Here is a 24,721-nt window from a genome sequence, read left to right on the forward strand (position 1 = left end):
GCGGTTATTTAGAGGTCATCACCGATACCAGAGCTCCATCGTTAAGTGATTACCTGATGGGCCTGAGCGTCAGCATGATAGCTACTTCTTACCATGGGGCCACTGGCTGTATTATTAAAGCCCATCATGTCAGCTTTTTGCTTTAAAGTTTCAAAAGTTTGCGGTTCCACGTAGCGCATCACCGGCAAATGATGCACGCTCGGCTGTAGATATTGCCCCAGCGTAAGCATGCTGACATTGTGTGCGCGCAAATCTTGCATCACCGCCAAAATTTCCTCATCTGTTTCGCCCAAGCCTAACATCAGGCCCGATTTGGTCGGCACATGCGGGTACATTTCACCAAATACTTTTAATAAGTTTAATGAGTTTTGGTAGTCAGAGCCAGGTCTAGCCTGTTTATACAGTCTAGGGATAGTTTCCAGGTTATGGTTCATTACATCAGGCGGTGCTTTACGCAGGATTTCCATTGCTACATCTAAGCGGCCACGAAAGTCGGGTACCAAGATTTCAATACGGATATTGGGTGAGTGTGTACGTACTGCCTGAATACAGTCGACAAAATGCTGGGCGCCGCCATCTAGTAGGTCGTCACGATCTACACTGGTAATCACCACATAATTTAAGCGCATCTGTGCAATGGTTTTTGCCAGATTTTCAGGTTCATTTGGGTCTGGTGGCAGCGGCTTGCCGTGGGCTACATCGCAAAATGGGCAGCGCCGCGTGCAAATGTCGCCCAAAATCATAAAGGTGGCAGTGCCGCCGCTAAAGCACTCGCCGATATTGGGGCAGCTGGCCTCTTCGCATACGGTATGTAGATTATTTTCACGCAGTACACGTTTGATTTCCTGATAACGCTCTCCATCAGGCACTTTCATGCGTATCCAGTCAGGCTTGCGTTGGACTGGCTGCGGAATGATTTTAATGGGGATGCGCGACGTTTTTGCCGCATCAATTTCTTTTACACCAGCAACTTTAGGTGTTCTGTTAGGGATTACGTTGGTCATACAAAGGCTCTAGTTTGCTGGCAAGCATCGTTACAAGTTGCTCACCAATGGTTTGTATATTGGCATGAATGCCGAGATCTTTGGTTTGTGTCACTGCCAGCCCTTTGTAGCCGCAAGGATCAATCGCGTTAAATGGGCTTAAATCCATATCTATATTCAGGCTTAGGCCGTGATAACAGCAGTTGTTCTTAACACGTAAGCCTAATGATGCAATTTTTGCTTCTGGCGCGTTCGCTATACTTACATAAACACCGGGCGCATCGGGTTTTGCCACTGCGCTTACATGGTATTGCGCCAGTAATTCTATCACTGTATGTTCTAGCAGGCTGACTAAACTGCGTATATTAAGATGACGCCTAGATAAGTCTAGTAATACGTAAACGATGACTTGTCCTGGCCCGTGATAGGTGATTTTACCGCCACGGTCAGTATTTACTACGGCAATATCATGCCGCGATGGCGGCATGATCTGCTTACGATTAAGTCCTACTGAGTAAACTGGCGTGTGCTCTGTGAGCCATATTTCATCGGCAGAATCGGCAGTGCGCGCTGCGGTGAACTGTTGCATCGCCTCGCATGTAGCTTCAAATGAGGTGATGCCTAAATTTCTAACGATAATATTGGCTAGCATCGCAAGGTGATGCGTATCTTAAAGCGTATATTTCACTAAAGGATGCGCAGTTAATAAGCGATAAACATCATCAAGCTGTGCTTGTGAAACCACATCCACTGAGCAGGTCAGGCTGATATATTTGCCGTTAGTGCTCGCGCGCATCTCTACATGCTCAGCATTAAAGCTGGGCACGATGGTTTGAATCAGGCCAATAATCGTCGTAGAGAATATTTCCTGCGTTTCCCCCATCACTTTAATGGGAAAGCGGCATGGAAACTCGATAAGTGGCGGTGTGGTTTGTGGGTCAATATCGGTCATCGTTATCACACCTACTGCATCAGTAGTTTAATAGAGTCCCAAGCGCGGCCGAACAAGCCGGCAGCGGCAACTGATCTGTCCGCTACCAATGCACGCTCGCTAATGGTTCTGCCATTTAATACAAATTTAACTTGTCCAATCACTTGGCCTTTTTTGATAGGCGCGATTAGCGGCTGTGTGCTTGAAGCAATCGCTTTTACGTTGGCATATTCACCTTTAGGTAATGTCAGGTAAAGGTCATTGGCCGTGGTGGAGTTAATTTCATTTACATCCCCTTTCCAAACTTTAAGTTTGCTCACAGGTTTGTTTTGTTTGTACACCAGGGTTGAGTCAAAGAACTGAAAGCCGTAGTTTAATAATTTTTGACTTTCGGTCGCACGCGCTGTATCGGTTGGCGCACCGAGTATGACAGAGATGTAGCGTGTATTGTCGCGCTTTGCCGTTGAAATTAAGCAATAACCAGCAGATTCAGTATGGCCGGTTTTCATGCCATCGACATTAGGATCTAGCCATAACAAACGGTTACGATTAGGCTGTTTGATGTTGTTGTAGGCGTACTCTTTCACAGAGTATAAACGTTTGTACTCTTCCGGGAAGTCGCGAATCAGAGCGATCGCCAAAGTCGCTAAGTCTTCAGCAGTCGTGTAGTGCTGTGGGTCTGGCAGGCCGGTAGCGTTCATGTAGTGAGTGTTCTTCATGCCTAGGCGCTCTGCCTCTTTGTTCATCATTTGTGCAAACAATGGCTCAGAGCTTGCAATGCCTTCCGCAAGTGTAATCGACGCATCATTACCTGACACGATAATCATGCCGTGTAGTAGTTCATCAACCGTTGCCGGTTTGTTAGGCTCAATAAACATTTTTGAGCCTTCTGTTTTCCACGCATGCTCACTGACTGGCAAAGTTTGGTTGAGTTGTAGATGACCATTTTTAACGGCTTTAAATGCCAAATATGCAGTCATGATTTTGGTGAGTGAAGCTGGCTCCACGCGCATGCTGGCATTGTTTTGTGCGATCACGTAGCCGTTGTTAAAGTCTTTAAGTAAATATGCTTTAACCGCCAAGCTTGGTGGTGGTGCAATTTGAGCAGCACCGGCATGAGCCAAGTTAGTGAAAGTTGTGGCAACTAGGCTGGTTGCTAGTAAGGATGCGCTGATAATACGAGTTAAAACGTGTTTTTTGATGATATGCATGAGATTCAATGTGTAGATTTACTGATTGGTAACAATTGCGGAAATATTGAGTTGATTACGTACTTTGTTTGCATGAATGTCAGCCTCTTTTTTGTTAGCAAAAGGGCCTAATCTAACGCGATGCAAACCATTATTATACACGTTAGTCACAGCGGCATCGCCAGCAAGGTCAAGGTCAAGAATTTTCTTTTGTAATAGCTCTCCGTTCGCTTCATTTTTGAAAGCACCAGCTTGTACGTAGTAGCTGGTGGACCTAGCCTCGTTACTGACGGCTGGCGTGGAACTCAATGTGTTGTCTGTGATGTTGTTGCTTTGGTCCAGTGTAGGAGTTGGATTAATATTGGTTAGTTCCGCTTTTGCCACAGTAATATTAGCGGTGTTTTTTAAAGCTTCCGGGCTGGTATCAATCGCTGTTACTTCCACCATACCGCTGCCGTTGGCGACTAAACCCAGTTTGTGGGCTGCCGCGTAGGATAGGTCTATTAATCGATCACTTTTGAATGGGCCGCGGTCATTTACACGCACCACCACGGCTTTGCCATTGGCCGGATTTACGACTTTGACAAAGCTAGGAATCGGCAAGGTGGTGTGCGCCGCAGACATGCTATACATGTCGTACACTTCACCGCTGGAAGTTTTTCTGCCGTGGTAGCGTTTGCCATACCATGAGGCGATACCGCGTTTTGTATAAGGTACATAGCTGGTCATCGGCACATATTTTTGACCTAAAGCCTGATAAGGCTTGTTGCTGCTGACCAATGGCTTTTCTGTTTTAAGCTGTGCATCCGGGATGCTGTCAAAATCTATCCCTGTATTGTCACCAGGGCCATCATCCAGATAATAGCCTCCGCCCTTGCTGGAGCCGTTGGGTTGTTTGGTCGTAGTGTTTTTGGCGCTGGTTGGTTCTGGTTTAGTATTAGATGTACCGGCGCATGCGGTTAATAGCGCCATACATAAGATGATGATGCTTTTTTGGAAAATAGCCATTAAATCTCTCCTCTGTAATGCAAGCAGCTAGGTTGCAACGAGTTTTTTATGGGTGTGGATACTCATCAAAATACCAAACCCCAGATACAGTGTCACCAGCGAGGTGCCGCCGTAACTAATGAGGGGTAATGGTACACCAACTACCGGTAAAATACCGCTTACCATGCCCATGTTAACGAACGCATACGAGAAAAAGTTAAGCGTGATACTGCCTGCTAGTAATCTTGAAAATGTGTTTTGCGCTTGCGAGGCAATCACTAGGCCGCGCGCGATAATTAGGCTAAATAAAGTCAACAGCAGCATATTGCCCAAAAAGCCGAACTCTTCGCTGAATACCGCAAAGATAAAGTCGGTGGTGCGCTCGGGTAAAAAGTCTAGCTGCGTTTGTGTGCCATTAAGCCAGCCCTTACCAGCGCTACCACCAGAGCCAATCGCAATGATCGCTTGAATCGTATGGTAGCCCGCCCCTAATGGGTCTTGGGTAGGGTCGAACAGTATTTCAATACGCTTTCTTTGGTAGTCATGTAGTAGCGACCAAAATACAGGCATTAATGCCAACAGTGAGGCTGATGCTACTAATAAGAAGCGCCAGCTTAAACCAGCAAGAAATAGTACATAGAAACCGGAGGAGGCGATTAACAATGATGTGCCCAAGTCGGGTTGCTTCATGATCAGTGCCACAGGAAAAGCCAGCAATAAGCTGCCAATCACAAAATTACTGGCGCTGGACTTACCCTCCCTGCTGGCAAAATACCAGGCGAGCATCATTGGTACTGCAATCCGCATTAGCTCTGATGGCTGTATTTGCATAAAGCCTAAATTTAACCACCTACGCGCACCGTGGCTAATAGTACCAAATAGCGCAACAGCAATTAGCAACAACATGCCTAGAATGTAAAGTGGCCGTGCTGCACGCTCCAGATTGAGCGGGGAAATATTTGCCGCTAACCACATGGCACCAAGCGCAGCCAAGACGTTAAAACCTTGCGCATATATACGCGTAATGTCTTGGCCTGATGCGCTATATAAGACGAACAGGCTTAGTAGTAATGCAAAAAACAGACAAGCCATTAGAAATGAATCGAAGTGCTTGAATAGAAAGTGAAATAATTTACTAATCATGTAATTCTTCTTCAGTAATGGTGGCTGTGCCAGTGGCACTTGCCGGCACAGGGGCCGCTACTGCCGATGGTTCAATGGCTGGCATTTTTCCTAGCAGGTAATAGTCCATGACTTTTCTCGCGATCGGCCCCGCTGTCGAGCCGCCATGCCGGCCATTTTCTACAATAACAGCTACGGCAATGGTGGGGTCCTCGGCGGGTGCAAATGCAATAAACAAAGCGTGGTCAAGATGGCGCTCGTTCATGCCATGCTCGTTGTATTTTTCATTTTGCTTAATGCCAATCACTTGTGCGGTACCAGTTTTTGCTGCGATGGAGTAAGGTGCATTTGCGCCCACACTTGCCGCAGTACCTCCTGGCAACGTGACGTCTACCATCCCGCGTTTTACGATGGCCATATTTTCAGGGTTTAGCTCAACGCGGTCTTGCACGATGGCTTGGATATCCACTTGCTTGCCGGTTAAGCCGTTTTGAATTTTAGTGACTAAATGCGGCTTCATTGCGACGCCGTTGTTAGCCAAAATAGCAGTCGCTTGCGCCAGTTGCAGCGGTGTGACCAAGGTGTAGCCTTGACCAATGCCTACAATCACTGTTTCACCGGGGTACCACGGCTGTTTGTAGCGGCGCTTTTTCCATTCGGGTGTCGGTAGCAAACCGCCAATTTCACCCTTGATGTCTAAGTCGGATTTTCTGCCAAACCCAAAGTGACTGACAAATGATGTGAGCCTTTCAATACCCAGCTCCATGGCTAAACCATAGAAAAAAGTATCACAAGACACGGTAATTGCCTTTTGCATGTCTACCATGCCATGTCCGCTTGGCTTCCAGTCTCGGTAGCGGTGGCTGCTGCCAGCCAGCGTGAAGAAGCCGCCATCCTGAATGGAGAATGGCGGGTTGCGTTTCCCGGCCTCGAGTCCAGCCAGTGCCACAAACGGCTTGAATGTAGAGCCAGGCGGATAAATGCCGCGCAATGGCCGGTTGATTAAAGGTTTATCTAAAGACTCGTTGAGTAATTTCCAGTTCTCGCTATCAATGCCATCTACAAACAGATTGGGGTTGAACGTAGGCTGGCTGACATAGGTGAGCACTTCACCCGTTTTAGGGTTGATGGCGACTAGTGCACCGCGTCTTTCGCCAAATGCCGTCTCCGCAATTTCCTGCAGTTTGCTGTCTGCAGATAAAATCAGATTGTCACCAGGAATCGGCGCATTGCTGGATAGCACCCTGACAGCGTGGCCGTCAGCATCAATTTCAACTTGCTGAAATCCGGTCACGCCATGCAGTTGTTGTTCATAAAACTGCTCTAACCCGCTTTTGCCGATGTGATCTGAGCCTTTATAGTTGGAGTAAACCCCATCTTTTTTCAGGTTCTCAATGTCTTTGTCGTTAATGCGTCCAATGTAGCCCACCATGTGTGAGCCTAGTTTACCCAATGGATAGTGTCTGAACAGGCGCGATTTAATCTCAACACCTGGAAAACGGAAGTGGTTCACCGCAAATTTGGCGGCTTCAATTTCGTTGAGATGAGTGCGTATTGGTGCACTTTCAAAGCTATGACTTTGCTCTCTAAACTTCTTAAAGCGTTTTTTATCCTGTGAGCTTACTTCAATCAATTGTCCTAGTTCGGCAATGGTACTGTCGAGATTTTTAACTTTCGATGGTGTGATTTCTAAGGTATAAACAAAAAAGTTATGCGCAAGCACAACGCCGTTTTTATCTAAAATCAAACCACGGTTTGGGATGGTAGGCACCAGCGAAATACGGTTATTTTCTGCCAGCGTTTGATAGTGGTCGTAATGCAGAATCTGCAGATAGTAAAAGCGGAACGCGAGTAGCGTGAATAAGCTGAGTACAATTAAGCCGGCTACGCCAAGACGTAGCCTAAAGTAATATTGCTCATGAATGTAGTTTTTGAGTTCAGCAACCATACTTACATCACTTGCTACGGGAAGGTCTGCTGGTGTTTAAGCCAAGCGCAACGGCTGCCTGCCACAAGATGACGCCGGTGATGCTGGGCAGGAAGTAACTCCAACCCAAAACATCGTTACCGGAAAATATTTTAACGGTGAGCAAGGTAAGTTGTGAAATGATCAGCAATAACAATACATATACCAACTGTTGGGTGTTGCTAAATAATACTAGGCGACGCTGGTAGATAACGGCTACAAACGTGGTGACGGTGTAAGCCAGTGCATATTGGCCAAAGACGCCCCCAGTTGCCAGATCTACCCATAAGCCGATAAACCACGCGGTACCGATGTTGCATTTATTAGGGGCGCGCAGAATCCAGAAGATGATGACCAATAGCACAAAGTCTGGGCGTAACTTAAGCGCGGTGCCAGACCAAGGCAATAGTACGCATATAAATGCCACTAGCAGTGAAAAGTAGATGGTTTGTAACTTAGTCTTGTGCATGAGGCTTGTGGGTGGTGCTAGGTTCTGTGACTACAGCCGGTGTCGGGTTGGCTGGTTTTTTATGTTGATTTAAATTTTCAGTGGCTGGCACTGGCACTGCGGGTGTTTTGTTTTCAGGCACTTTACTTGCAGGTGACTGGGCCGCATCAGGCTTAGTGGGCGCCGCTGCTTTCGTTGCGATGTCGGCATTGCCCGGTTGCTGGGTGGCCGCGTTAGTGCTGGCGGGGTTGTCAGGCTGCGAGATGCTGACAATTAACACTTGCTTATGATTCTCAATGCCACCGGTAGGGATGCATACGATTCTTGCAAATGGAGAGTCTGCGCTGGTTTGAATATCTGTCACGGTTGCGACAGCCAACCCTTTAGGATAAACGCCGTCAATGCCAGAGGTAATCAGTTTGTCGCCGCGTTTGATGTCTACGTTTGCAGGTAAAAAAGGCAAATCCAAGGTGTTGTCGCGGCCATGGCCAAAGGCAATGGCGCGCAAGCCATTACGCTCTATCTGGATAGGAATCGTGAGTGATTTGTCTGTAATCAGGGTGACTTCACTGCTTGCCGGGTAGGTGCGTGTTACTTGTCCAATCACACCTTTGGCATCAACCACTGCCGCACCATCGACCACTTGCTGGTTGCTGCCGCGATTAACGATGATTTTCTTGGTAAAGGGATCGCGGCCTACATGCAGAATCTCACCAAGCTGGCTAAACTCTTCCAGTGATTGATTGGCTGCCAATAGCTCGCGCAGGTTAGTGTTTTCCAGCGTGAGTGCTTTCATTTTCTGCAGAGAAATGGCCTGTACTAGTGCTTGTTTCCTCAGAAACTGATTTTCATTCAGTAAGCGATGATGCGTAGAAAAGTACTCGCTGGTTGAGTCGTAGAGCACGGAGGGTGCGTTTGCAATCAGTTGCAAGGGCTGTAATACCACCATTAAGTGTTCACGTACGCTACCTAAATACTGCAGGCGTGAATCTGTCGCCATGAGCGCAAGGGAAAGCGCGGAGAAAAACGCTAGACGTGCCAGTGGGCTAGGGCCGCGCGCAAAAAAAGCTGGGGCTTGCTGTTGATCCAGATTTTGATGATAACCGGCCATTGTGAGTGCGTTCTAGTTCCAAACTTTAATGCTATCAGATAGGTAAGACATAGGCCGTAATAATACGGCCTATGTTGTAATACAAGTAAATCAACAATTAGACTTGAGCGCAGGCGAGCTGTGCGGTTGTTACTTTAAGCCGCTTGCATCAAGGCTAGTGTTTTAGAGATATTGATTACTCGTAGGCAAATATGCTGCCTAGTCTATCCATTTCTTCCAGTGCGCGACCACATCCGCGTGCCACGCAGGTGAGCGGGTCTTCTGCCACAATCACTGGTAAACCAGTTTCTTCAATCAGCAGACGGTCTAAATCGCGTAACAATGCGCCGCCGCCAGTGAGTACCATGCCTTTTTCTGCAATGTCTGCACCGAGTTCTGGTGGTGTTTGCTCAAGCGCTGATTTAACTGCACCTACGATGGCATTGAGCGGTTCTGTTAGGGCTTCAAGAATTTCATTGCTTGAAATGGTGAACTTGCGTGGCAAGCCTTCAGCAAGGTTGCGGCCGGTTACTTCCATTTCTAGCACGGTAGAGCCAGGGAATGCAGAGCCGATTTTTTTCTTAATCGCTTCAGCAGTCGGTTCTGAAATTTGCATGCCGTAATTACGGCGAATGTAGTCAATAATTGCTTGGTCAAATTTATCACCGCCTACGCGTTCTGATTTGGCATATACGATACCGCCAAGTGAGATAACGCCTACTTCAGTGGTGCCGCCGCCAATATCAACGACCATAGAGCCTGTTGCTTCAGACACTGGCATGTCTGCACCGATGGCCGCAGCCATTGGCTCTTCAATTAAGAATACTTGTTTGGCACCAGCGCGCTCTGCAGATTCTTTAATTGCGCGGCGTTCAACCTGGGTAGAACCAACCGGTACGCAAATAATGATGCGTGGGCTTGGTGCGAACCAGCGTGAATCATGTACGCGGCGAATAAAGTATTTGAGCATTTGCTCGGTGATGGTGAAGTCAGCAATCACGCCGTCTTTCATTGGGCGAATGGCTTGAATATTGGCAGGTGCTCGGCCGAGCATACCTTTTGCCTCGGCGCCAACGGCGAGAAGGATTTTTTTGCCATTAGGGCCACCTTCTAGACGAATCGCCACCACGGATGGCTCGTCTAGCACGATGCCTTTACCGCGAGAGTAAATAAGGGTGTTTGCCGTACCTAAATCGATGGCAAGATCGTTTGAAAAATAACTACTTATAGTGCCGAACATTATGTTTTTCCTGTGGTGTGGTGCTTGTTTAATACTGCTTGCGTGGTTAATCCCTAGTTAATCGTAGCTGACACGATTAAGGTGCACGTAAAATCAGGTTATAATACCGTATATCTTGTTGAAAATTAAGATGCATTAGAAAAATTAAGATGCACCAAGGGTAATTTTGTCTGAGTCGGGCAGGGGTAATGACTGTCGAGCCGCTGGCACGTTGCTTGAATATATAAACAATAGATTAAAAAGGTAGGTTTGTTGCAAACTTATCAAATTTCAACTAACCATTTCGGATTGTTAGAAGTATGGCACTGAGTACTGAAGATATTAAAAAAATAGCGCATCTGGCCCGTGTCGAAGTGAGTGATAGCGATGCTGCGGCAACCTTGTCAAAACTGACCGGTATTTTGGGGCTGATTGAGCAAATGCAAGCGGTGAATACCGATGGTATTGTGCCAATGTCGCATTCGCAGGATGTGGTGCAACGCTTGCGTGATGATGTGGTCACCAAAACCAATCAACGTGAAGCATTCCAAAAAATTTCGCCAGAGCTTGGCAATGGCTCGAAAGAGCATGCTGTGGACAGCGGCCTGTATCTTGTTCCTAAAGTAATCGAGTAATCGCAATATGATCAACAGTAGCTTAAAAACATTAGCCCAAATGTTGGCTAACAAAGAAATCTCTAGCGTAGAGCTTACCCAAACTTATCTGAACCGAATTGATGCGCTGAATCCAACTATCAATGCTTACATTGCATTAGACCAAGATAAAACCTTGGCGCAAGCCAAGGCAGCAGATGTGCGTATTGCGGCTGGCAATGCTACCCCGCTGACTGGCATTCCGATTGCACAAAAAGATATCTTCTGTGCACAAGGCTGGAAAACCACTTGTGGCTCCAAGATGTTGGAGAATTTTATTGCGCCTTATGACGCACACGTGATTACGCAGTTTGATAATGCCGGCGCCGTGAATTTGGGTAAAACCAATATGGATGAGTTTGCGATGGGTTCATCCAATGAAACCAGTTACTTTGGTGGCGTAAAAAACCCTTGGGATTTTAGCCGCGTGCCTGGCGGCAGCAGTGGCGGTAGTGCAGCGGCAGTGGCTGCACGTTTGTGTGCTGCGGCAACGGGTACAGACACTGGTGGATCAATTCGCCAGCCAGCTTCGCTGTGTGGTTTTACTGGTTTGAAGCCGACCTATGGCGTGGTTTCACGCTACGGCATGATTGCCTTTGCTTCCAGCTTGGATCAGGCGGGCCCGATGGCGAAGTCTGCTGAAGACTGTGCGTTGATGATGAACGTGATGGCCGGTTTTGATGAGCGTGATTCAACCAGTTTGAATCGCGACAAAGAGGATTACACGCGTGATTTAAACAAGCCGTTACAGGGCTTGAAAATCGGCTTGCCTAAAGAGTTTTTTGCCGAAGGTTTAGATACTGGCGTGGGCAAAGTGATTGAAGATGCGATTGCTGAATACAAGAAACTAGGCGCTGAGATTGTGGATATTTCACTGCCGAATACCGGTTTATCTATCCCGGTTTATTATGTATTAGCACCAGCGGAGGCATCTAGTAACTTGTCCCGCTATGACGGTGTGCGTTACGGTCACCGTACCGCAGAATATACAGATTTGATGGATATGTACTGTAAGAGCCGTGCTGAGGGTTTTGGTGCAGAGGTTAAGCGTCGTATTTTGATTGGTACCTATGTGTTAAGCGCAGGTTACTACGATGCGTACTACCTGAAAGCGCAGCAGATTCGCCGTTTAATTGCGCAAGATTTTGAAGAGGCCTTCAAAAAATGTGATGTGATTATGGGGCCAGCAGCGCCATCTACTGCATTTAAAGCGGGTGAGAAGGTTGATGATCCGGTAGCGATGTATTTGCAAGACATTTACACCATCTCTACTAACCTAGCCGGCTTGCCAGGCATGAGCGTGCCAGCAGGTTTTAGCACTAGCGCTGACGGTAAGGCTTTGCCAGTAGGTTTGCAGATTATTGGTAACTATTTTGATGAGGCACGTATGTTGAACGTTGCACATCAGTATCAACAAGTGACAGATTGGCATGCTCAAGCACCAAACTTGGATAAGCCAGAAGGAACCGCATAATGGAATGGGAAGTCGTTATTGGGTTGGAAACGCATACCCAGTTAAAAACAAATACTAAAATTTTCTCAGGGGCTTCAACTACTTACGGCGCCGAGCCTAATACGCAAGCGTGTGAAGTGAGCATTGCCTTACCGGGTGTGTTGCCTGTACTGAATAAAGAAGCTGTGAATTGTGCGATTAAGTTTGGCTTAGCCGTACATGCTGAAATTGCTCCGCGCTCAGTATTTGCGCGTAAAAACTATTTCTACCCAGATTTACCTAAAGGTTATCAAATCAGCCAGTATGAGTTACCGGTTGTGGGTAAAGGTGCGGTCACCATACAGGTGCCGGCAGTTGGCAAAAATGCTGCTTATGAAAAAGTGATTAATATCACGCGTGCACATTTGGAAGAAGATGCAGGTAAGTCTGTGCATGGTGCGGTAGAGGGTATGAGTGGAATTGATCTTAACCGTGCCGGTACGCCATTGCTAGAGATTGTGACCGAACCAGATATGCGCTCAGCGGCTGAAGCCGTGGCTTATGCAAAAAAACTGCATGAGCTCGTGCAGTGGATTGGTATTTGCGATGGCAATATGCAAGAAGGCAGTTTTAGATGTGATGTTAACGTTTCTGTACGCCCAAAAGGCACTGAAAAGTTGGGCACACGTCGTGAAATTAAAAATCTGAACTCATTCAAGTTCATGCAGCAAGCGATTGAGTACGAAACACGCTGGCAGATTGAAACGCTGGAGGATGGCGGCACGATTCAGCAAGCTACCGTACTGTTTAACCCAGATACAGGTGAAACACGCGCGATGCGTAGCAAAGAGGAAGCGAATGACTATCGCTACTTCCCGGATCCTGATTTATTACCATTAGAAATTACTGAAGCCGATAAAGCACGTGTACAAGCAGAAATGCCAGAGTTACCAGAGGCGATGAAAGCTAGGTTTGAAAACCAGTTTGGCCTAACAAGCTATGATGCGGCCTCCTTAACGGCAAATCGTGCGCTTGCAGATTATTTTGTTGCGGTAGTGAGTGCCGGCGCGGAAGCTAAGCCTGCCGCCAACTGGGTCATGGGGGCGATTTCAGCTAAGCTCAATGCGGAAGAAAAAACCTTGGCTGCATCGCCGGTGGCGGCTGAGAGCTTGGCAGCTTTGATTAAGCGCATCACAGATAACACTATTTCCAATAACGCAGCTAAGCAGGTGTTTGAGGCGATGTGGAATGGTGAGGGTGAAGTGGATGCTATTATTGAAGCCAAAGGTCTCAAGCAAGTGTCTGATACAGGTGCCATTGAAGCGATTATTGATGAAGTGCTGGCGGCTAATGCCGCGATGGTAGAAGAGTTTAAAGCAGGCAAAGAAAAAGCATTTAATGCTTTGGTGGGCCAAGCGATGAAAGCTTCCAAAGGTAAAGCTAACCCTGCGCAAGTGAATGAAGTGTTGAAAAACAAGCTAGGCGCTTAATATTGCTTAGGTACTTGTTTTGCAGTGCCTATAATAAAAAAATCCTGCGGTTAACTACCGCAGGATTTTTTTATTTACAGATTCATACATAAGATTAGCCGCGTTAGTGGCGTTCTTTATCTATCGCATCACATATTGCTTACAGCGTACTGCTAATTTATGGTGCCAACTTAGCGGACTCATTTTTAAGTTGGGTATAGCGTTTTTTATCCTCTTCAAAACGCTTGCGAGTGTCGCTAATCGCCATGTTTTTGTCGGCGATATTTTTATCTAAGCGGCTAATTTGAGCTTGTTCATCTGCAATCTCAGCCTTGAGGTCTTTGGGGACGGCTTTCTTCTTCTGCTCAAAGCCGGCAGCCATGGACTTTTTGGTATCTAAGCTTTTTTGATGCGTAGCCCGGTCTTGCTTTAAGTTCTCCAAAGCAATTTTATCCAGTTGAATATTGCGCTCTAACGCTAAGTCAATTTCACCCACGTTAGTAAATGCGCCCAATAGTGCTTTATCTTTTTTCGCCTGCTCGGATTTTTCCTGCTCTATTTTATGCAGTTCGTCAGCATTGTCTTTGGTCGGCATGTTGTGCTTCACCGTAATGCCTTGGCGATTGATCAGCGAGTTTTCACGATTGGTATACTGGCTAGGCATGTTGTCGCCGTAGTGCGTGGTACCGTTCTCATCCTTCCATTTCAGAATTTTGCCGCCGCCCTCTGCTTTCGCATATTGTGCCGTACATAACAGTAAGCCCAAGCCTAATGTAAACATGCTGTACATCACAAATTGACGGATAGATTGTGTGGCCACATGCGCTGATTGACTAGGTAGCGGTCTTAACAATTTTTGCATTTTGTCTTCAATAACCTTTCCAGTGGCCACATTTAAGGGGGCATTATTTAACCACGATACTAAATGACGCCATATTTTTGTCGATATGCCTCGACTGCATGCAAATTCTGCGCCATCTCGGTTTTGTCATTTAAATAGGCTAAAAGATCGTTTAAATTGGCAATGGCGCATACCGGTATTTTGTTGCTGTTGATGACTTCCTGCACTGCTGAGAGCTCGCCCAGACCTTTCTCTTGTCTATCGATGGCAATCGCCACACCGCAAGCTGTGGCGCCGCTGGCGTTGATGAGTTCGACAGATTCACGCACTGAGGTGCCTGCTGAAATCACATCGTCGATGATGAGAACTCGACCCTTGAGTGGGCTGCCCACAATCACGCCGCCTTCGCCATGGTCTTTGGCCTCTTTGCGATTGTAGGCGTAAGGTACATTGTGACCATCTTTGGCAAGTGCAATGGCAATACTTGCCGCTAATGTAATGCCTTTGTAAGCTGGGCCAAACAGCATGTCGAACGCAATACCTGAGTTTTTAATCGCTTGTGCGTAAAACTCGCCAAGCTTCATCAGGCTTTCACCATCGTTAAATAAACCGGCATTAAAAAAGTACGGGCTTAATCGGCCGGCCTTGGTTTTAAATTCACCAAACTTTAAAACCTCTTTTTGGATTGCAAATGCGATAAAATCTTGCCTGAATTGATCGAGTGATTGGGTCATGATAGTTTCTGTTAATTATTTTGGAATGAAGTTTTGAAGATTATATCGTTAAATTTAAATGGCATTCGTTCTGCAACTAACAAAGGGTTGTATGCATGGCTAAAAAAACAAGATGCTGATGTCATCTGCATGCAGGAAATCAAAGCGCAAGCTGGCGATATGACTGATCAAATGCTGAATCCAGAAGGTTATTACGGCTATTTTCATTATGCAGAAAAAAAAGGCTATAGCGGTGTTGGTATCTATGCAAAAACTAAAGCAGATAGCGTGATTGAGGGCTTGGGGATTGCCGATATCGACAGTGAGGGACGTTATCTTGAGGCCAGATTTGGTAACTTGAGCGTGGTGTCATTGTATTTGCCGTCAGGCTCTAGCGGAGAAGAACGCCAAGCTTTTAAGTTTAGCGTGATGGAGCGGTTTATGCCGCAATTACAGGCGCTGGTGCAAAGCGGGCGTGACGTGGTGATTTGCGGTGACTGGAATATTGCGCACAAAGAGGCTGATCTGAAAAACTGGAAAGGTAACCGTAAGAACTCAGGTTTTCTGCCTGAAGAGCGCGCATGGATGACTCAATTGTTTGTTGAAATGGGCTGGGTAGATGTTTATCGCACATTACATCCAGATACTACCGATGCTTGTTACACGTGGTGGAGTAACCGCGGTCAGGCATGGGCGAATAATGTGGGTTGGCGTATTGACTACCAAATTGCGACCCCAGCTTTGGCAGCCAAAGCTGTATCAACCAGTGTGTATAAGGATGAGCGCTTTAGTGATCATGCACCTTTAATCATCGATTATGCTTAATAAAGCGAGTGATTGAGCGAGCGGGATCAGGGGTGGGGGCACAGAGCGGTGAGGCCTAGATAGCATGCGTTTGCGGCGCGGTGATGAGTGCCGTGCAGCGAAGTTGGCGTAGTCTTTTAATCCGTGCTTTCTCAGGTGTTAGCTTGAAGCTCTTTCGCGGTCTCATGCCAAGGCGCAATTTTCAGCAGCAATAGCATGCCAGGGATTGCAATGATAAAGCAGAGTATGAAGAAATCGCGCCAGCCCATGCTTTCCACCATATAGCCGGTGGCGGCATTGGCAAACGTGCGCGGTACGGCAGCAAGGCTGGTGAATAGTGCAAATTGGGTGGCGGTGTAAAGTGGGTGTGTGGTTTTGGCTATATAGGCCACAAATGCCGCGGTGCCCAGCCCTACTCCTAGCGCCTCTACTCCAATCACCATGCCTAGCCATAGTAAACGTTCTTGTAAGCTGAAGCTGGCGCCCAATATATCCAATTCAAAAATAGCAGTGAATGCTGTAGGGTTGCTTGCCACGTCTGCCAGCCAAGCGAAACCTAAGATAGCCAGCATTTGGACTGCGCCAAAAATCCATAATGATTTATTGATGCCTAGTTTGATCATCCACAGCCCACCGATTAAGCCACCTAGTACGCTGGGCCATAGCCCTGCATTTTTGGCGATTAAGCCAATTTCGGTTTTGCTGTAGCCCATATCTAGATAGAACGGTGTGGCAAGGGCAGTAGTCATGCTGTCGCCCAGTTTATACAGAAAGATAAACGCCAAGATAAACAGTGCTGATTTTAAGCCGTTGCGCTCGATAAACTCTTTAAACGGCTCTATAATCGCAGCGCGCAAGGTTTTGGGGGCGCCATACTTTAGCGCTGGTTCAGTCACCAGCAGTGTCATGACTAGCCCCGGCAGCATAAATAATGCGGTGATGGTAAACACGCTGCTCCATGGCATATGGTCTGCAAGTATCAGTGACAACGAGCCCGGCACTAAGCCTGCAATTTTGTAAGCGTTCACGTGCACGGCGTTGCCTAGGCCTAGCTCTGCGTCTATCAGCAACTCGCGGCGGTAGGCGTCTAACACGATATCTTGGCATGCGCTAAAAAAGGCCACGACCGTGGCAAGGTAAGCAATGCTCCATATATCAAATTTTGGGTTAAAAGCGCCAAACGCGGGAATCGACAGCAGCAATAACACCTGCCAGACCACCAGCCAGCCACGGCGGCGCCCTAGCGGCGGCGTGAAGCGATCAAACAGCGGTGCCCACAAAAACTTCCAGGTAAAGGGCAGGCTGATTAATGCAAACAAGCCTATCGATTTCAGGTCTACTCCCTCGGAGCGCAGCCATGCTGGTAGTAGGCTGATTAAAATAAATAGCGGTAGTCCCGAGCTAAAGCCGGTAAATACGCAGATGAGCATTTTTTTGCTCATGAGCGATTGGCGAATGGTTGGTTGCGCGATGGTTTGCACCGACATTACTTGGATTTCAGGCGGTACATTGCAAGGCTGCCCAGTAGGTTGGGCATAAAATTCACTTCTTTGCCATCGGTAATCACGCGACGCTCTAGGATCTCAATGTTGTGATGATGGCAGAAGTAATCAAAGTCGTTAATTGTGCATAAATGCACGTTGGGCGTGTCGTACCATTGGTATGGTAGTGCTTTTGAAACAGGCATGCGCCCCGCTGTGATTTGCATGCGGTTGCGCCAGTAACCAAAATTGGGAAATGTCACGATGATCTCTTTACCCACGCGCAGCATTTCCAGCACAATTTCTTCTGTATTGTGCATGGCTTGCAAGGTTTGCGAGAGTATCACGGTGTTAAATGACTGGTCTTCAAAGCCGGACAAGCCATCCTCCAAGTCCATTTGAATCACATTGATGCCGTTTTTAACGCAAGCAATCAGATTGGTGTCGTCTTTTTCTACGCCATAACCTTTGGTTTCTAATGAGCTACGTAAAAATTGTAATAACTCTCCGTCGCCGCAGCCTAAATCCAGTACTTTTGTGCCAAATTTCACCCAATTTGCAATAATTGCAAAATCTTGGCGATACTCAGTCACATTTTTTGTAATATTTACATTATTTTGCATGGTTACCACCAACTTCAATGTTGCTTAAATACGTACGCAAAATAGCGTGGTAATGTTTATCCGGCATTAAGAATGCATCGTGGCCGTGGGCAGCAGTCACTTCTGCGTAGCTGACGGTGCTTTCGTTATCAAGCAGCGCTTTTACGATTTCGCGTGAGCGCGCAGGCGAGAAACGCCAGTCGCTGGTGAATGACAAGACTAGAAATTTGGCTTGGGTTTGGCTAAGTGCTTTGCTTAAGTCGCCGTTGTAGGCCAATGCTGGGTCGTAGTAGTCTAGTGCTCGTGTCATACGCAAGTAAGTATTCGCATCAAACTCGCCGGCGAACTTATCGCCTTGGTAACGCAAGTAAGATTCCATTTCAAACTCAACATTAAAACCGTATTTGATGTCGTCTTTCAGTTTGCGGCCAAATTTTTCACCCATTGCGTCATCGCTTAAATAGGTGATGTGGCCCAGCATGCGTGCAATGCGCAAGCCGCGACGTGGCACCACGCCATGTTCGTAGTAGTCACCGCCATGAAACTCAGGGTCGGTGATAATGGCCTGACGTGCGACTTCGTTAAAGGCGATGTTTTGGGCGGTAAGGTTAGGTGCAGAGGCAATCACTAAGGCATGGCGTACGCGATCTGGGTAAGCAATTGTCCATTGCAGTGCTTGCATGCCGCCAAGGCTGCCGCCTATAACCGCTGCTAGCTGTGTAATGCTAAGTTGGTCTAGCAAACGTGCTTGCGAGTTTACCCAGTCTTCAACGGTCACGATGGGGAAAGCTGAGCCCCATGGTTTACCCGTTGCAGGGTTGATGCTCACTGGGCCGGAGCTGCCATGACAGCCGCCTAAATTATTAACGCCAATCACAAAAAATTTATTGGTATCCAGCGGTTTGCCTGGGCCCACTAAGTTGTCCCACCAGCCGGGATATTTGTCTTGTTCCGTATACTTGCCTGCCACATGGTGTGTACCTGATAGCGCGTGGCAAATTAGCACCGCGTTGGACTTGTCGGCATTTAAGGTGCCGTAGGTTTCGTAGACAAGATTAAATTGCGCTAGCACTGCGCCGCTTTTTAAGGTGAGCGGCTCGCTAAAGTGTGCGGTTTGTGGGGCAACAATGCCGATAGAGTTATTTTCAGACATAGTTTGATTATACTATGCCCGACTGCAAAAGTTTATGTTGCGAACGCGCTATGTGCCGATGTGGATAAATTTTTGTTGCGTTAGGTCATGGCGGTGCCATAGACCATTCTTGAACGATTCAATCAGTTGACGCGCACGCCCTGCTGCCATGCCGTTAAATCCTGGGTGGTCTTGGTCAAGATAGTCGGTCAGGCCAGTGAAGGATGCCATTTCTTCGCGTGTGACATGTTCATAGCTCATGGTCCATTCAGTAAAGCTACGCTGCGTGATGGGCTCTCTAATCAGTTTCACCACGTGATGGTTGCGATTGTCCAGACAGATTTTCTCGTATACGGCATCTACAGTGTGCTCCTCACCCTCCAGCACTTGAAAAAAACAATCATCCATATACAGCAACATGCCGGTGATGCTGTGGCGCTGGTTGCAGCTGCGTGCTGAATCCAACAGTGATAGCAGCTCATCGTGCGTCATCGGATGTGTTGCAACGCTGGTGTAGGCTAGTAAGATCAGTCGGTCGGACATAGGTTGAGTGCCCCTTGATTAGTATGTGGTGCTTATCGTTTCAGACATTTACTTCGTGTGTTTGTTCAAGTGGCGGTGGGCACATGAGGACGTTTGAATATTGGTGCGATTTTTGAGGTGGCTGTTATTTGGTATTGTTGCAGCGCTCTATTTGTATAGATTTTAGTCCCAGTGAGTGCTCACTATTAAGGGGTTTTTGCCTATGGTGACGCGGTCATTGCCGCCTAGGTCTTGGATGGTGTTAATGTCGACCAAGCCGCTTTCCGCCATCAAGTCTGCCACTAACTGGGCTTGGTTGTAACCGTGCTCCAACATCAGCCAGCCTTGTGGTAATAGGTGGATTAAGCTGTGCGCGATAATTTCACGGATATCATCTAGGCCGTCCGCACCGGAGGCGAGCGCAGACATGGGCTCAAACCTCAAGTCTCCTTGGCTTAAGTGTGGATCGTGTTGCTCAATGTAGGGCGGATTGCTGACAATCAGGTTAAACCTTTCACCTTCTACTGCTGAAAACCAGTGACTTAAAGTGAAGTTTACGTGGGCTAAGCCTAATTGCTTGGCATTGTGTTCAGCTATGCGCAGTGCGGCATGCGAGGCGTCAAGCGCCATTACCTGAGCGTGTGGGCGATGTTTGGCAATGGCCAGTGCTACTGCGCCAGTGCCGGTGCCTAAATCCAGAATCGAACAGCGCGTATCGGCAGGGGCTTTTTCTAAGGCGGCTTCTACCAGTGTTTCTGTGTCAGGTCTTGGAATTAGTGTGTCTGGGGTCACCATGAGATTTAACCCATAAAACTCACGGTAGCCTAAGATATAGGCTACCGGTTCGCCGGCGAGGCGGCGTGTCAGTAGCGCTTCAAAGTCTGTATTTGTCTTGCTTGGTAGGGTGTCGTGCTCGTGCGCGAGTAGCCACGCACGATTTACATTGAGTACGTTTTGCAGCAGGAGTTGTGCCTCAAACTTTGCATCGCTAGCTTCTAGCGCTAATTGCTGAATCAGGCGCTGTTGAGCTGCTACCCATGTGCTACGGACGGTTGGTGTCAATTAATTATCTTCACCTAGGCTGGCGAGTAGGTCTGCCTGGTGTTCAGCCGCAAGTGCGCCTATCAGTTCGTCCATGTCGCCCTCGGTAATGGCATCAATTTTATATAAAGTTAGATTGATTCGGTGATCGGTAATGCGGCCTTGTGGGTAATTGTAAGTGCGGATACGCTCGGAGCGGTCGCCACTGCCAATCAGGCTTTTACGTTCGCTGGCAATTTTGCTTTGCTGCTCGTCCACTTGTTTAGCTTTAATACGCGCGGCCAATACAGCAAAGGCTTGCGCTTTGTTGGCGTGCTGGCTACGGCCTTCTTGGCACTCAACCACAATGCCGGTAGGTGCATGGGTGAGGCGTACCGCTGAATCGGTTTTGTTAATGTGCTGACCGCCTGCACCGCTAGCGCGGAAGGTGTCGATGCGCACATCGGCCGGATTGATGACCACATCCGACACTTCATCAGCTTCTGGCAATATCGCCACTGTACAAGCACTGGTATGAATGCGGCCTTGAGTTTCAGTATCCGGCACGCGTTGCACACGATGGCCGCCACTTTCAAATTTTAGTTTTGAATAGGCGCCATAGCCTTCAATTTTGGCGATGATTTCTTTGTAGCCGCCCATTTCGCCTTCGTTGGCTGACATGACTTCTACTTTCCAGCCCTGACGTTCTGCATAGCGGGAGTACATGCGATATAAATCGCCGGCAAATAAGCCAGACTCATCGCCGCCAGTGCCGGCGCGGATCTCTAGGAAGATGTTTTTGTCATCATTCGGGTCTTTCGGCAAGAGCAAGGTTTGCAGCGCGGCTTCAATCGACTCTAGCTTGGCTTTGCCCACTTCAATTTCTTCCTGCGCAAACGCTTTCATCTCCGGGTCGTTCAACATGGTTTGCGCTTCATTGATGTCAGCTTCCGTCTGCTCAAATGCGCGGTATTGCTCCACGATAGGCGTGATTTCTGCATGTTCGCGCGTTAATTTGCGATAGTTGTCCATGTTGTCAGTGATGCCCTCACTGCTCATTAAACGGTCAATTTCATCTAGGCGCTCGCTTAAGTTGGCGAGCTTGGTAATCATGCTTGGTTTCATTGTTTATTTCTCAAGTAATACTGCTTAACTTTTAATTTGATATAAGTCTTTTAGAATCTCTTCTAGTTTGGCGTGTTCGTCACCATGGGTTTTGTTTAAGGCGTGGCTAGGTGCATGCAGAAATTTGTTGGTGAGTGCCACACTCAATGCTTCTAGCGCTTTTTCCGGGGCTTCGCCTTTTTGTAGCAGCTTGTAGGCTTTATCCAACTCGGCCTTGCGCATATGCTCAGCTTGGTCGCGTAATGCCTTAATCGTGGGGACGGCGTCGCGCTTTTTAAACCACTGCATAAAGTTTTCAACGCGTGTTTCCACAATCATTTCTGCTTCAACTGCAGCAGTCTGCCGATTTTCAATTCCGTCAGAGACAACTTGCGCTAAATCATCTACCGTATATAAGAAAACGTCGTCTAACTCAGCTACTTCAGACTCAATGTCACGTGGCACTGCTAAGTCCACCATGAAAATCGGGCGGTGGCGTCGTGCCTTGATTGCGCTCTCTACCATGCCTAGCCCGATAATGGGTAAGGTGCTGCCGGTAGAGGTGATGACGATATCGAAATTGGCAAAATGTGCGGGTAGGTCATTGAGTAGCATGGCTTCACCATTGATTTTTTGCGCCAAATTAGAGCCGCGTTCAATGGTGCGGTTGGCAATGGTCATGCTTTTTGGTTTTTGTGCGGCAAAGTGGTCTGCGCACAGTTCTATCATTTCCCCGGCGCCAATAAACAGTACTTTTTGCTCGCTGATATCACCAAAGATTCGCTGCGAAAGTTTTACTGCAGCGGCTGCCATCGAAATTGAGTTGGCGCCGATATCGGTGTTGGTGCGTACCTCTTTTGCTACTTCAAACGTGCGTTGAAATAGTTTGTGTAACAAAGTACCTAAAGTGCCGGCATCTTGGGCAATTTTTACCGACTGCTTGAATTGGCCTAAAATCTGCGGCTCACCCAGCACCATGCTGTCCAAGCCGGATGCTACGCGGAATGCATGTTTTACAGCTTCATCGTCCGGTAATGTGTAAATGTAAGGGGCGATCGCCGTTGGTTCGATTTTGTGATACTGCGACAGCCAGGCCAGCGCCTTTTGCGGGTCGTCTGTGCTGCAGTACAGTTCGGTACGGTTACAGGTGGACAAAATAGCCGCCTCAGAGGCATCGTGCATGGTCAGCTCGCGCAGGGCGCTACCAAGATGCTCGCTGTTAAAAGCGACATGCTCACGGATTTGGATGGGGGCGGTTGTGTGGTTCACGCCTATAACATATAACTGCATAAGTGTAATTTTGAGGGATTGGACTATCTTAAGCAAGAAGCATCATCTTATTAGTATGAAATAAGGTTAAAATAACGCTTTAAACTGATTAATAAATTTAATTTGATGGATATTGCCATGGATAAAACTTTTAGAATTGCCCCAAGTATTCTTTCTGCTAACTTTGCCAAACTTGGTCAAGAGATTGAAGATGTGATTACTTCAGGCACAGACATCGTGCATTTTGATGTAATGGACAACCACTATGTGCCTAACCTAACCATCGGCCCATTGGTATGTGATGCCATTCGCGAAACTGCAAAAAAAGTAGGTGCGCTGATTGATGTGCATTTAATGGTTAAACCTGTAGACCGTATTATTCCTGACTTTGCAAAAGCAGGCGCAAACATCATTACTTTCCATCCAGAAGCTTCTGAGCATATCGACCGTAGCTTGGCGATGGTACGTGATTTAGGCTGTAAATCTGGCTTGGTATTCAACCCAGCTACTTCTTTAAGCTACTTAGATCACGTGATGGACAAAGTAGATATGATTTTACTGATGTCAGTGAACCCAGGTTTTGGCGGTCAGAAATTTATTCCTGAAACATTGGAAAAACTAAAATTAGCGCGCGCTAGAATTGATGCCTACTATGAAAAAACAGGCCGTCAAATCTGGCTTGAAGTAGATGGCGGCGTAAACGCACAAAACATTGCAGAAATTGCACGTGCTGGCGCTGATACCTTTGTTGCTGGCTCAGCGATTTTTGGTTCACCTAAAGATACCGATGCAAACCGTTACAACACTGTTGTATCTGAAATGCGCGCATCTTTAGCAACAGTAAAATAAGCGCAGTATATTTTAAGATACCTAGCCACTAGCGTAATGAGTGGCTAGGCGTTTCTAAATTAAGTGCGTTGCAATTAAATCTAGCTTTAAAATCAGCGTCATTGAAACTAAAGTAAACCGTCATGGGATTTAATGTTAAAGCCGTCATGTTTGACCTTGACGGTACATTGGTGAACACTGCGCCTGAAATTGCCTATGCGGCAAATCAGATGCTGGACGCATTAAATTTACCTAATAAATCACAGGCACAGATAGCACGTTACATTGGTGAAGGCGCGCAAATGCTGGTTAAGCGCTGCGTGGCGAATGGTGCGTTAGCCGAGCCAGATGATGTTTTACTCAATGAAGCGCAGGCGTTGTTCTTTGAATATTATGCCCAGAATGTGACTAGCAGCCAGCCATATCATGGTGCACTGGAAACTTTAGACCAGCTCAAACGCACGGGCTTTAAGCTGGCGTGTGTCACGAATAAACCAGAGAAATTCACACTGCCGCTCCTGAGTGCGACCGGGCTGATTGATTTTTTTGAGATGGTTGTTTCTGGAGATACGTTACCTAAAAAGAAACCTGACCCAATGCAATTGCATCATATCTGTAAAAAGTTAGAGGTGTTGGAAACCGAATCTATGCTGGTGGGTGACTCTGATACAGATGTAGTAGCCGCACACGCCGCAGGATGCTATATTGTTACTGTGCCTTATGGGTATAATCAAGGTAAGGCAATTGACGAAAGTATGGTGGACGCCACCATCGACGATTTACCCGACTTACTTAATCTATTAACCTAGCAATTTTTTAAACATAACTTCGAATATGAAGCACATCGCAGACGATTATTTGTACGATAAGTTTCTTAATGATTCTTCTAGTTGGCGAGGCTCTTGGCAACGCTAA

25 protein-coding genes are annotated in these 24,721 nt (G+C 47.2%); 6 read left to right on the forward strand and 19 right to left on the reverse strand.

The window, feature by feature from the left end:
- Positions 1-41 precede the first annotated feature (41 nt).
- From lipA to C3Y98_RS03195, 10 genes are all read right to left on the reverse strand, one after another.
- Complete coding sequence (gene lipA / locus C3Y98_RS03150; protein ID WP_135276650.1) at positions 42-1,004, reverse strand: lipoyl synthase; 963 nt, start codon at positions 1,002-1,004, stop codon at positions 42-44.
- On the reverse strand, positions 985-1,635 hold the full coding sequence (gene lipB, locus C3Y98_RS03155; RefSeq protein ID WP_135276651.1) for a lipoyl(octanoyl) transferase LipB: 651 nt from the start codon (positions 1,633-1,635) through the stop codon (positions 985-987). Before lipB ends, lipA begins: the two co-directional genes overlap by 20 nt.
- Before the next feature lie 18 nt (positions 1,636-1,653).
- The gene (locus C3Y98_RS03160; RefSeq protein WP_135276652.1) at positions 1,654-1,935 is read right to left on the reverse strand and encodes an HP0495 family protein; all 282 of its coding nucleotides are present in this window, start codon (positions 1,933-1,935) and stop codon (positions 1,654-1,656) included.
- An 11-nt stretch (positions 1,936-1,946) separates the two neighbouring features.
- Positions 1,947-3,125, reverse strand: coding sequence for a D-alanyl-D-alanine carboxypeptidase family protein (locus C3Y98_RS03165; RefSeq protein WP_209308731.1), 1,179 nt, complete (start codon positions 3,123-3,125; stop codon positions 1,947-1,949).
- Positions 3,126-3,143: 18 nt separating this feature from the next.
- Positions 3,144-4,112, reverse strand: a complete 969-nt coding sequence (locus C3Y98_RS03170; RefSeq protein WP_135276653.1) for a septal ring lytic transglycosylase RlpA family protein — start codon at positions 4,110-4,112, stop codon at positions 3,144-3,146.
- Between the two features lie 27 nt (positions 4,113-4,139).
- Positions 4,140-5,234: a rod shape-determining protein RodA gene (gene rodA, locus C3Y98_RS03175; RefSeq protein ID WP_135276654.1), complete on the reverse strand. Its 1,095-nt coding sequence runs from the start codon at positions 5,232-5,234 to the stop codon at positions 4,140-4,142.
- Positions 5,227-7,161, reverse strand: coding sequence for a penicillin-binding protein 2 (mrdA, locus tag C3Y98_RS03180; RefSeq protein WP_135276655.1), 1,935 nt, complete (start codon positions 7,159-7,161; stop codon positions 5,227-5,229). Before mrdA ends, rodA begins: the two co-directional genes overlap by 8 nt.
- Positions 7,162-7,168: 7 nt before the next feature.
- On the reverse strand, positions 7,169-7,648 hold the full coding sequence (mreD, locus tag C3Y98_RS03185; RefSeq protein ID WP_135276656.1) for a rod shape-determining protein MreD: 480 nt from the start codon (positions 7,646-7,648) through the stop codon (positions 7,169-7,171).
- Positions 7,635-8,738, reverse strand: coding sequence for a rod shape-determining protein MreC (gene mreC, locus C3Y98_RS03190; RefSeq protein ID WP_135276657.1), 1,104 nt, complete (start codon positions 8,736-8,738; stop codon positions 7,635-7,637). The genes mreD and mreC overlap by 14 nt, the downstream gene beginning before the upstream one ends.
- Before the next feature lie 175 nt (positions 8,739-8,913).
- Positions 8,914-9,957 carry a rod shape-determining protein gene (locus tag C3Y98_RS03195; protein ID WP_135276658.1) on the reverse strand — a complete coding sequence of 348 codons (1,044 nt, stop codon included), beginning with the start codon at positions 9,955-9,957 and terminating at the stop codon, positions 8,914-8,916.
- A gap of 299 nt (positions 9,958-10,256) precedes the next feature.
- Between C3Y98_RS03195 and gatC the strand changes: the two genes are divergently transcribed.
- From gatC to gatB, 3 genes are read left to right on the forward strand one after another with little or no spacing between them, the layout of a single operon-like run.
- Entirely contained in the window at positions 10,257-10,571 is a 315-nt protein-coding gene (gene gatC, locus C3Y98_RS03200; RefSeq protein WP_135276659.1) for an Asp-tRNA(Asn)/Glu-tRNA(Gln) amidotransferase subunit GatC, read from the forward strand.
- A gap of 7 nt (positions 10,572-10,578) precedes the next feature.
- On the forward strand, positions 10,579-12,063 hold the full coding sequence (gene gatA / locus C3Y98_RS03205; protein WP_135276660.1) for an Asp-tRNA(Asn)/Glu-tRNA(Gln) amidotransferase subunit GatA: 1,485 nt from the start codon (positions 10,579-10,581) through the stop codon (positions 12,061-12,063).
- Complete coding sequence (gene gatB / locus C3Y98_RS03210; RefSeq protein ID WP_135276661.1) at positions 12,063-13,511, forward strand: Asp-tRNA(Asn)/Glu-tRNA(Gln) amidotransferase subunit GatB; 1,449 nt, start codon at positions 12,063-12,065, stop codon at positions 13,509-13,511. Before gatA ends, gatB begins: the two co-directional genes overlap by 1 nt.
- A gap of 157 nt (positions 13,512-13,668) precedes the next feature.
- Here the strand turns inward: gatB and C3Y98_RS03215 are convergent, their stop codons facing one another.
- Positions 13,669-14,352 (reverse strand): DUF4124 domain-containing protein, encoded by a 684-nt coding sequence (locus C3Y98_RS03215; protein WP_245234303.1) that lies wholly within the window; start codon positions 14,350-14,352, stop codon positions 13,669-13,671.
- A 59-nt stretch (positions 14,353-14,411) separates the two neighbouring features.
- The gene (pyrE, locus tag C3Y98_RS03220) at positions 14,412-15,065 is read right to left on the reverse strand and encodes an orotate phosphoribosyltransferase (protein WP_135276663.1); all 654 of its coding nucleotides are present in this window, start codon (positions 15,063-15,065) and stop codon (positions 14,412-14,414) included.
- Between the two features lie 33 nt (positions 15,066-15,098).
- On the opposite strand from pyrE, the gene C3Y98_RS03225 reads away from it, so the two are divergent.
- Positions 15,099-15,869: an exodeoxyribonuclease III gene (locus tag C3Y98_RS03225; protein ID WP_135276664.1), complete on the forward strand. Its 771-nt coding sequence runs from the start codon at positions 15,099-15,101 to the stop codon at positions 15,867-15,869.
- 131 nt (positions 15,870-16,000) lie between these two features.
- On the opposite strand, the gene C3Y98_RS03230 is transcribed toward C3Y98_RS03225, so the two are convergent.
- The 7 genes from C3Y98_RS03230 to hemA form a co-directional block, all read right to left on the reverse strand.
- On the reverse strand, positions 16,001-17,335 hold the full coding sequence (locus tag C3Y98_RS03230; RefSeq protein WP_135276665.1) for an AmpG family muropeptide MFS transporter: 1,335 nt from the start codon (positions 17,333-17,335) through the stop codon (positions 16,001-16,003).
- The gene (gene metW / locus C3Y98_RS03235) at positions 17,335-17,952 is read right to left on the reverse strand and encodes a methionine biosynthesis protein MetW (protein ID WP_135276666.1); all 618 of its coding nucleotides are present in this window, start codon (positions 17,950-17,952) and stop codon (positions 17,335-17,337) included. The genes C3Y98_RS03230 and metW overlap by 1 nt, the downstream gene beginning before the upstream one ends.
- Positions 17,942-19,084 (reverse strand): homoserine O-succinyltransferase MetX, encoded by a 1,143-nt coding sequence (gene metX / locus C3Y98_RS03240; RefSeq protein WP_135276667.1) that lies wholly within the window; start codon positions 19,082-19,084, stop codon positions 17,942-17,944. Before metX ends, metW begins: the two co-directional genes overlap by 11 nt.
- Positions 19,085-19,132: 48 nt before the next feature.
- Positions 19,133-19,606: a BLUF domain-containing protein gene (locus C3Y98_RS03245; protein WP_135276668.1), complete on the reverse strand. Its 474-nt coding sequence runs from the start codon at positions 19,604-19,606 to the stop codon at positions 19,133-19,135.
- Positions 19,607-19,768: 162 nt separating this feature from the next.
- On the reverse strand, positions 19,769-20,647 hold the full coding sequence (gene prmC / locus C3Y98_RS03250; RefSeq protein ID WP_135276669.1) for a peptide chain release factor N(5)-glutamine methyltransferase: 879 nt from the start codon (positions 20,645-20,647) through the stop codon (positions 19,769-19,771).
- Positions 20,648-21,730 carry a peptide chain release factor 1 gene (prfA, locus tag C3Y98_RS03255; protein WP_135276670.1) on the reverse strand — a complete coding sequence of 361 codons (1,083 nt, stop codon included), beginning with the start codon at positions 21,728-21,730 and terminating at the stop codon, positions 20,648-20,650.
- Positions 21,731-21,754: 24 nt separating this feature from the next.
- Entirely contained in the window at positions 21,755-22,999 is a 1,245-nt protein-coding gene (gene hemA / locus C3Y98_RS03260) for a glutamyl-tRNA reductase (protein WP_135276671.1), read from the reverse strand.
- Between the two features lie 117 nt (positions 23,000-23,116).
- On the opposite strand from hemA, the gene rpe reads away from it, so the two are divergent.
- Both rpe and C3Y98_RS03270 read left to right on the forward strand, forming a co-directional pair.
- Positions 23,117-23,827, forward strand: coding sequence for a ribulose-phosphate 3-epimerase (gene rpe, locus C3Y98_RS03265; RefSeq protein WP_019896891.1), 711 nt, complete (start codon positions 23,117-23,119; stop codon positions 23,825-23,827).
- A 122-nt stretch (positions 23,828-23,949) separates the two neighbouring features.
- Positions 23,950-24,615, forward strand: a complete 666-nt coding sequence (locus tag C3Y98_RS03270; protein WP_135276672.1) for a phosphoglycolate phosphatase — start codon at positions 23,950-23,952, stop codon at positions 24,613-24,615.
- Positions 24,616-24,721: the final 106 nt, after the last annotated feature.

Origin of the sequence: Methylotenera oryzisoli (genome assembly GCF_004661485.1) — a bacterium.
Taxonomy (GTDB): domain Bacteria; phylum Pseudomonadota; class Gammaproteobacteria; order Burkholderiales; family Methylophilaceae; genus Methylotenera; species Methylotenera oryzisoli.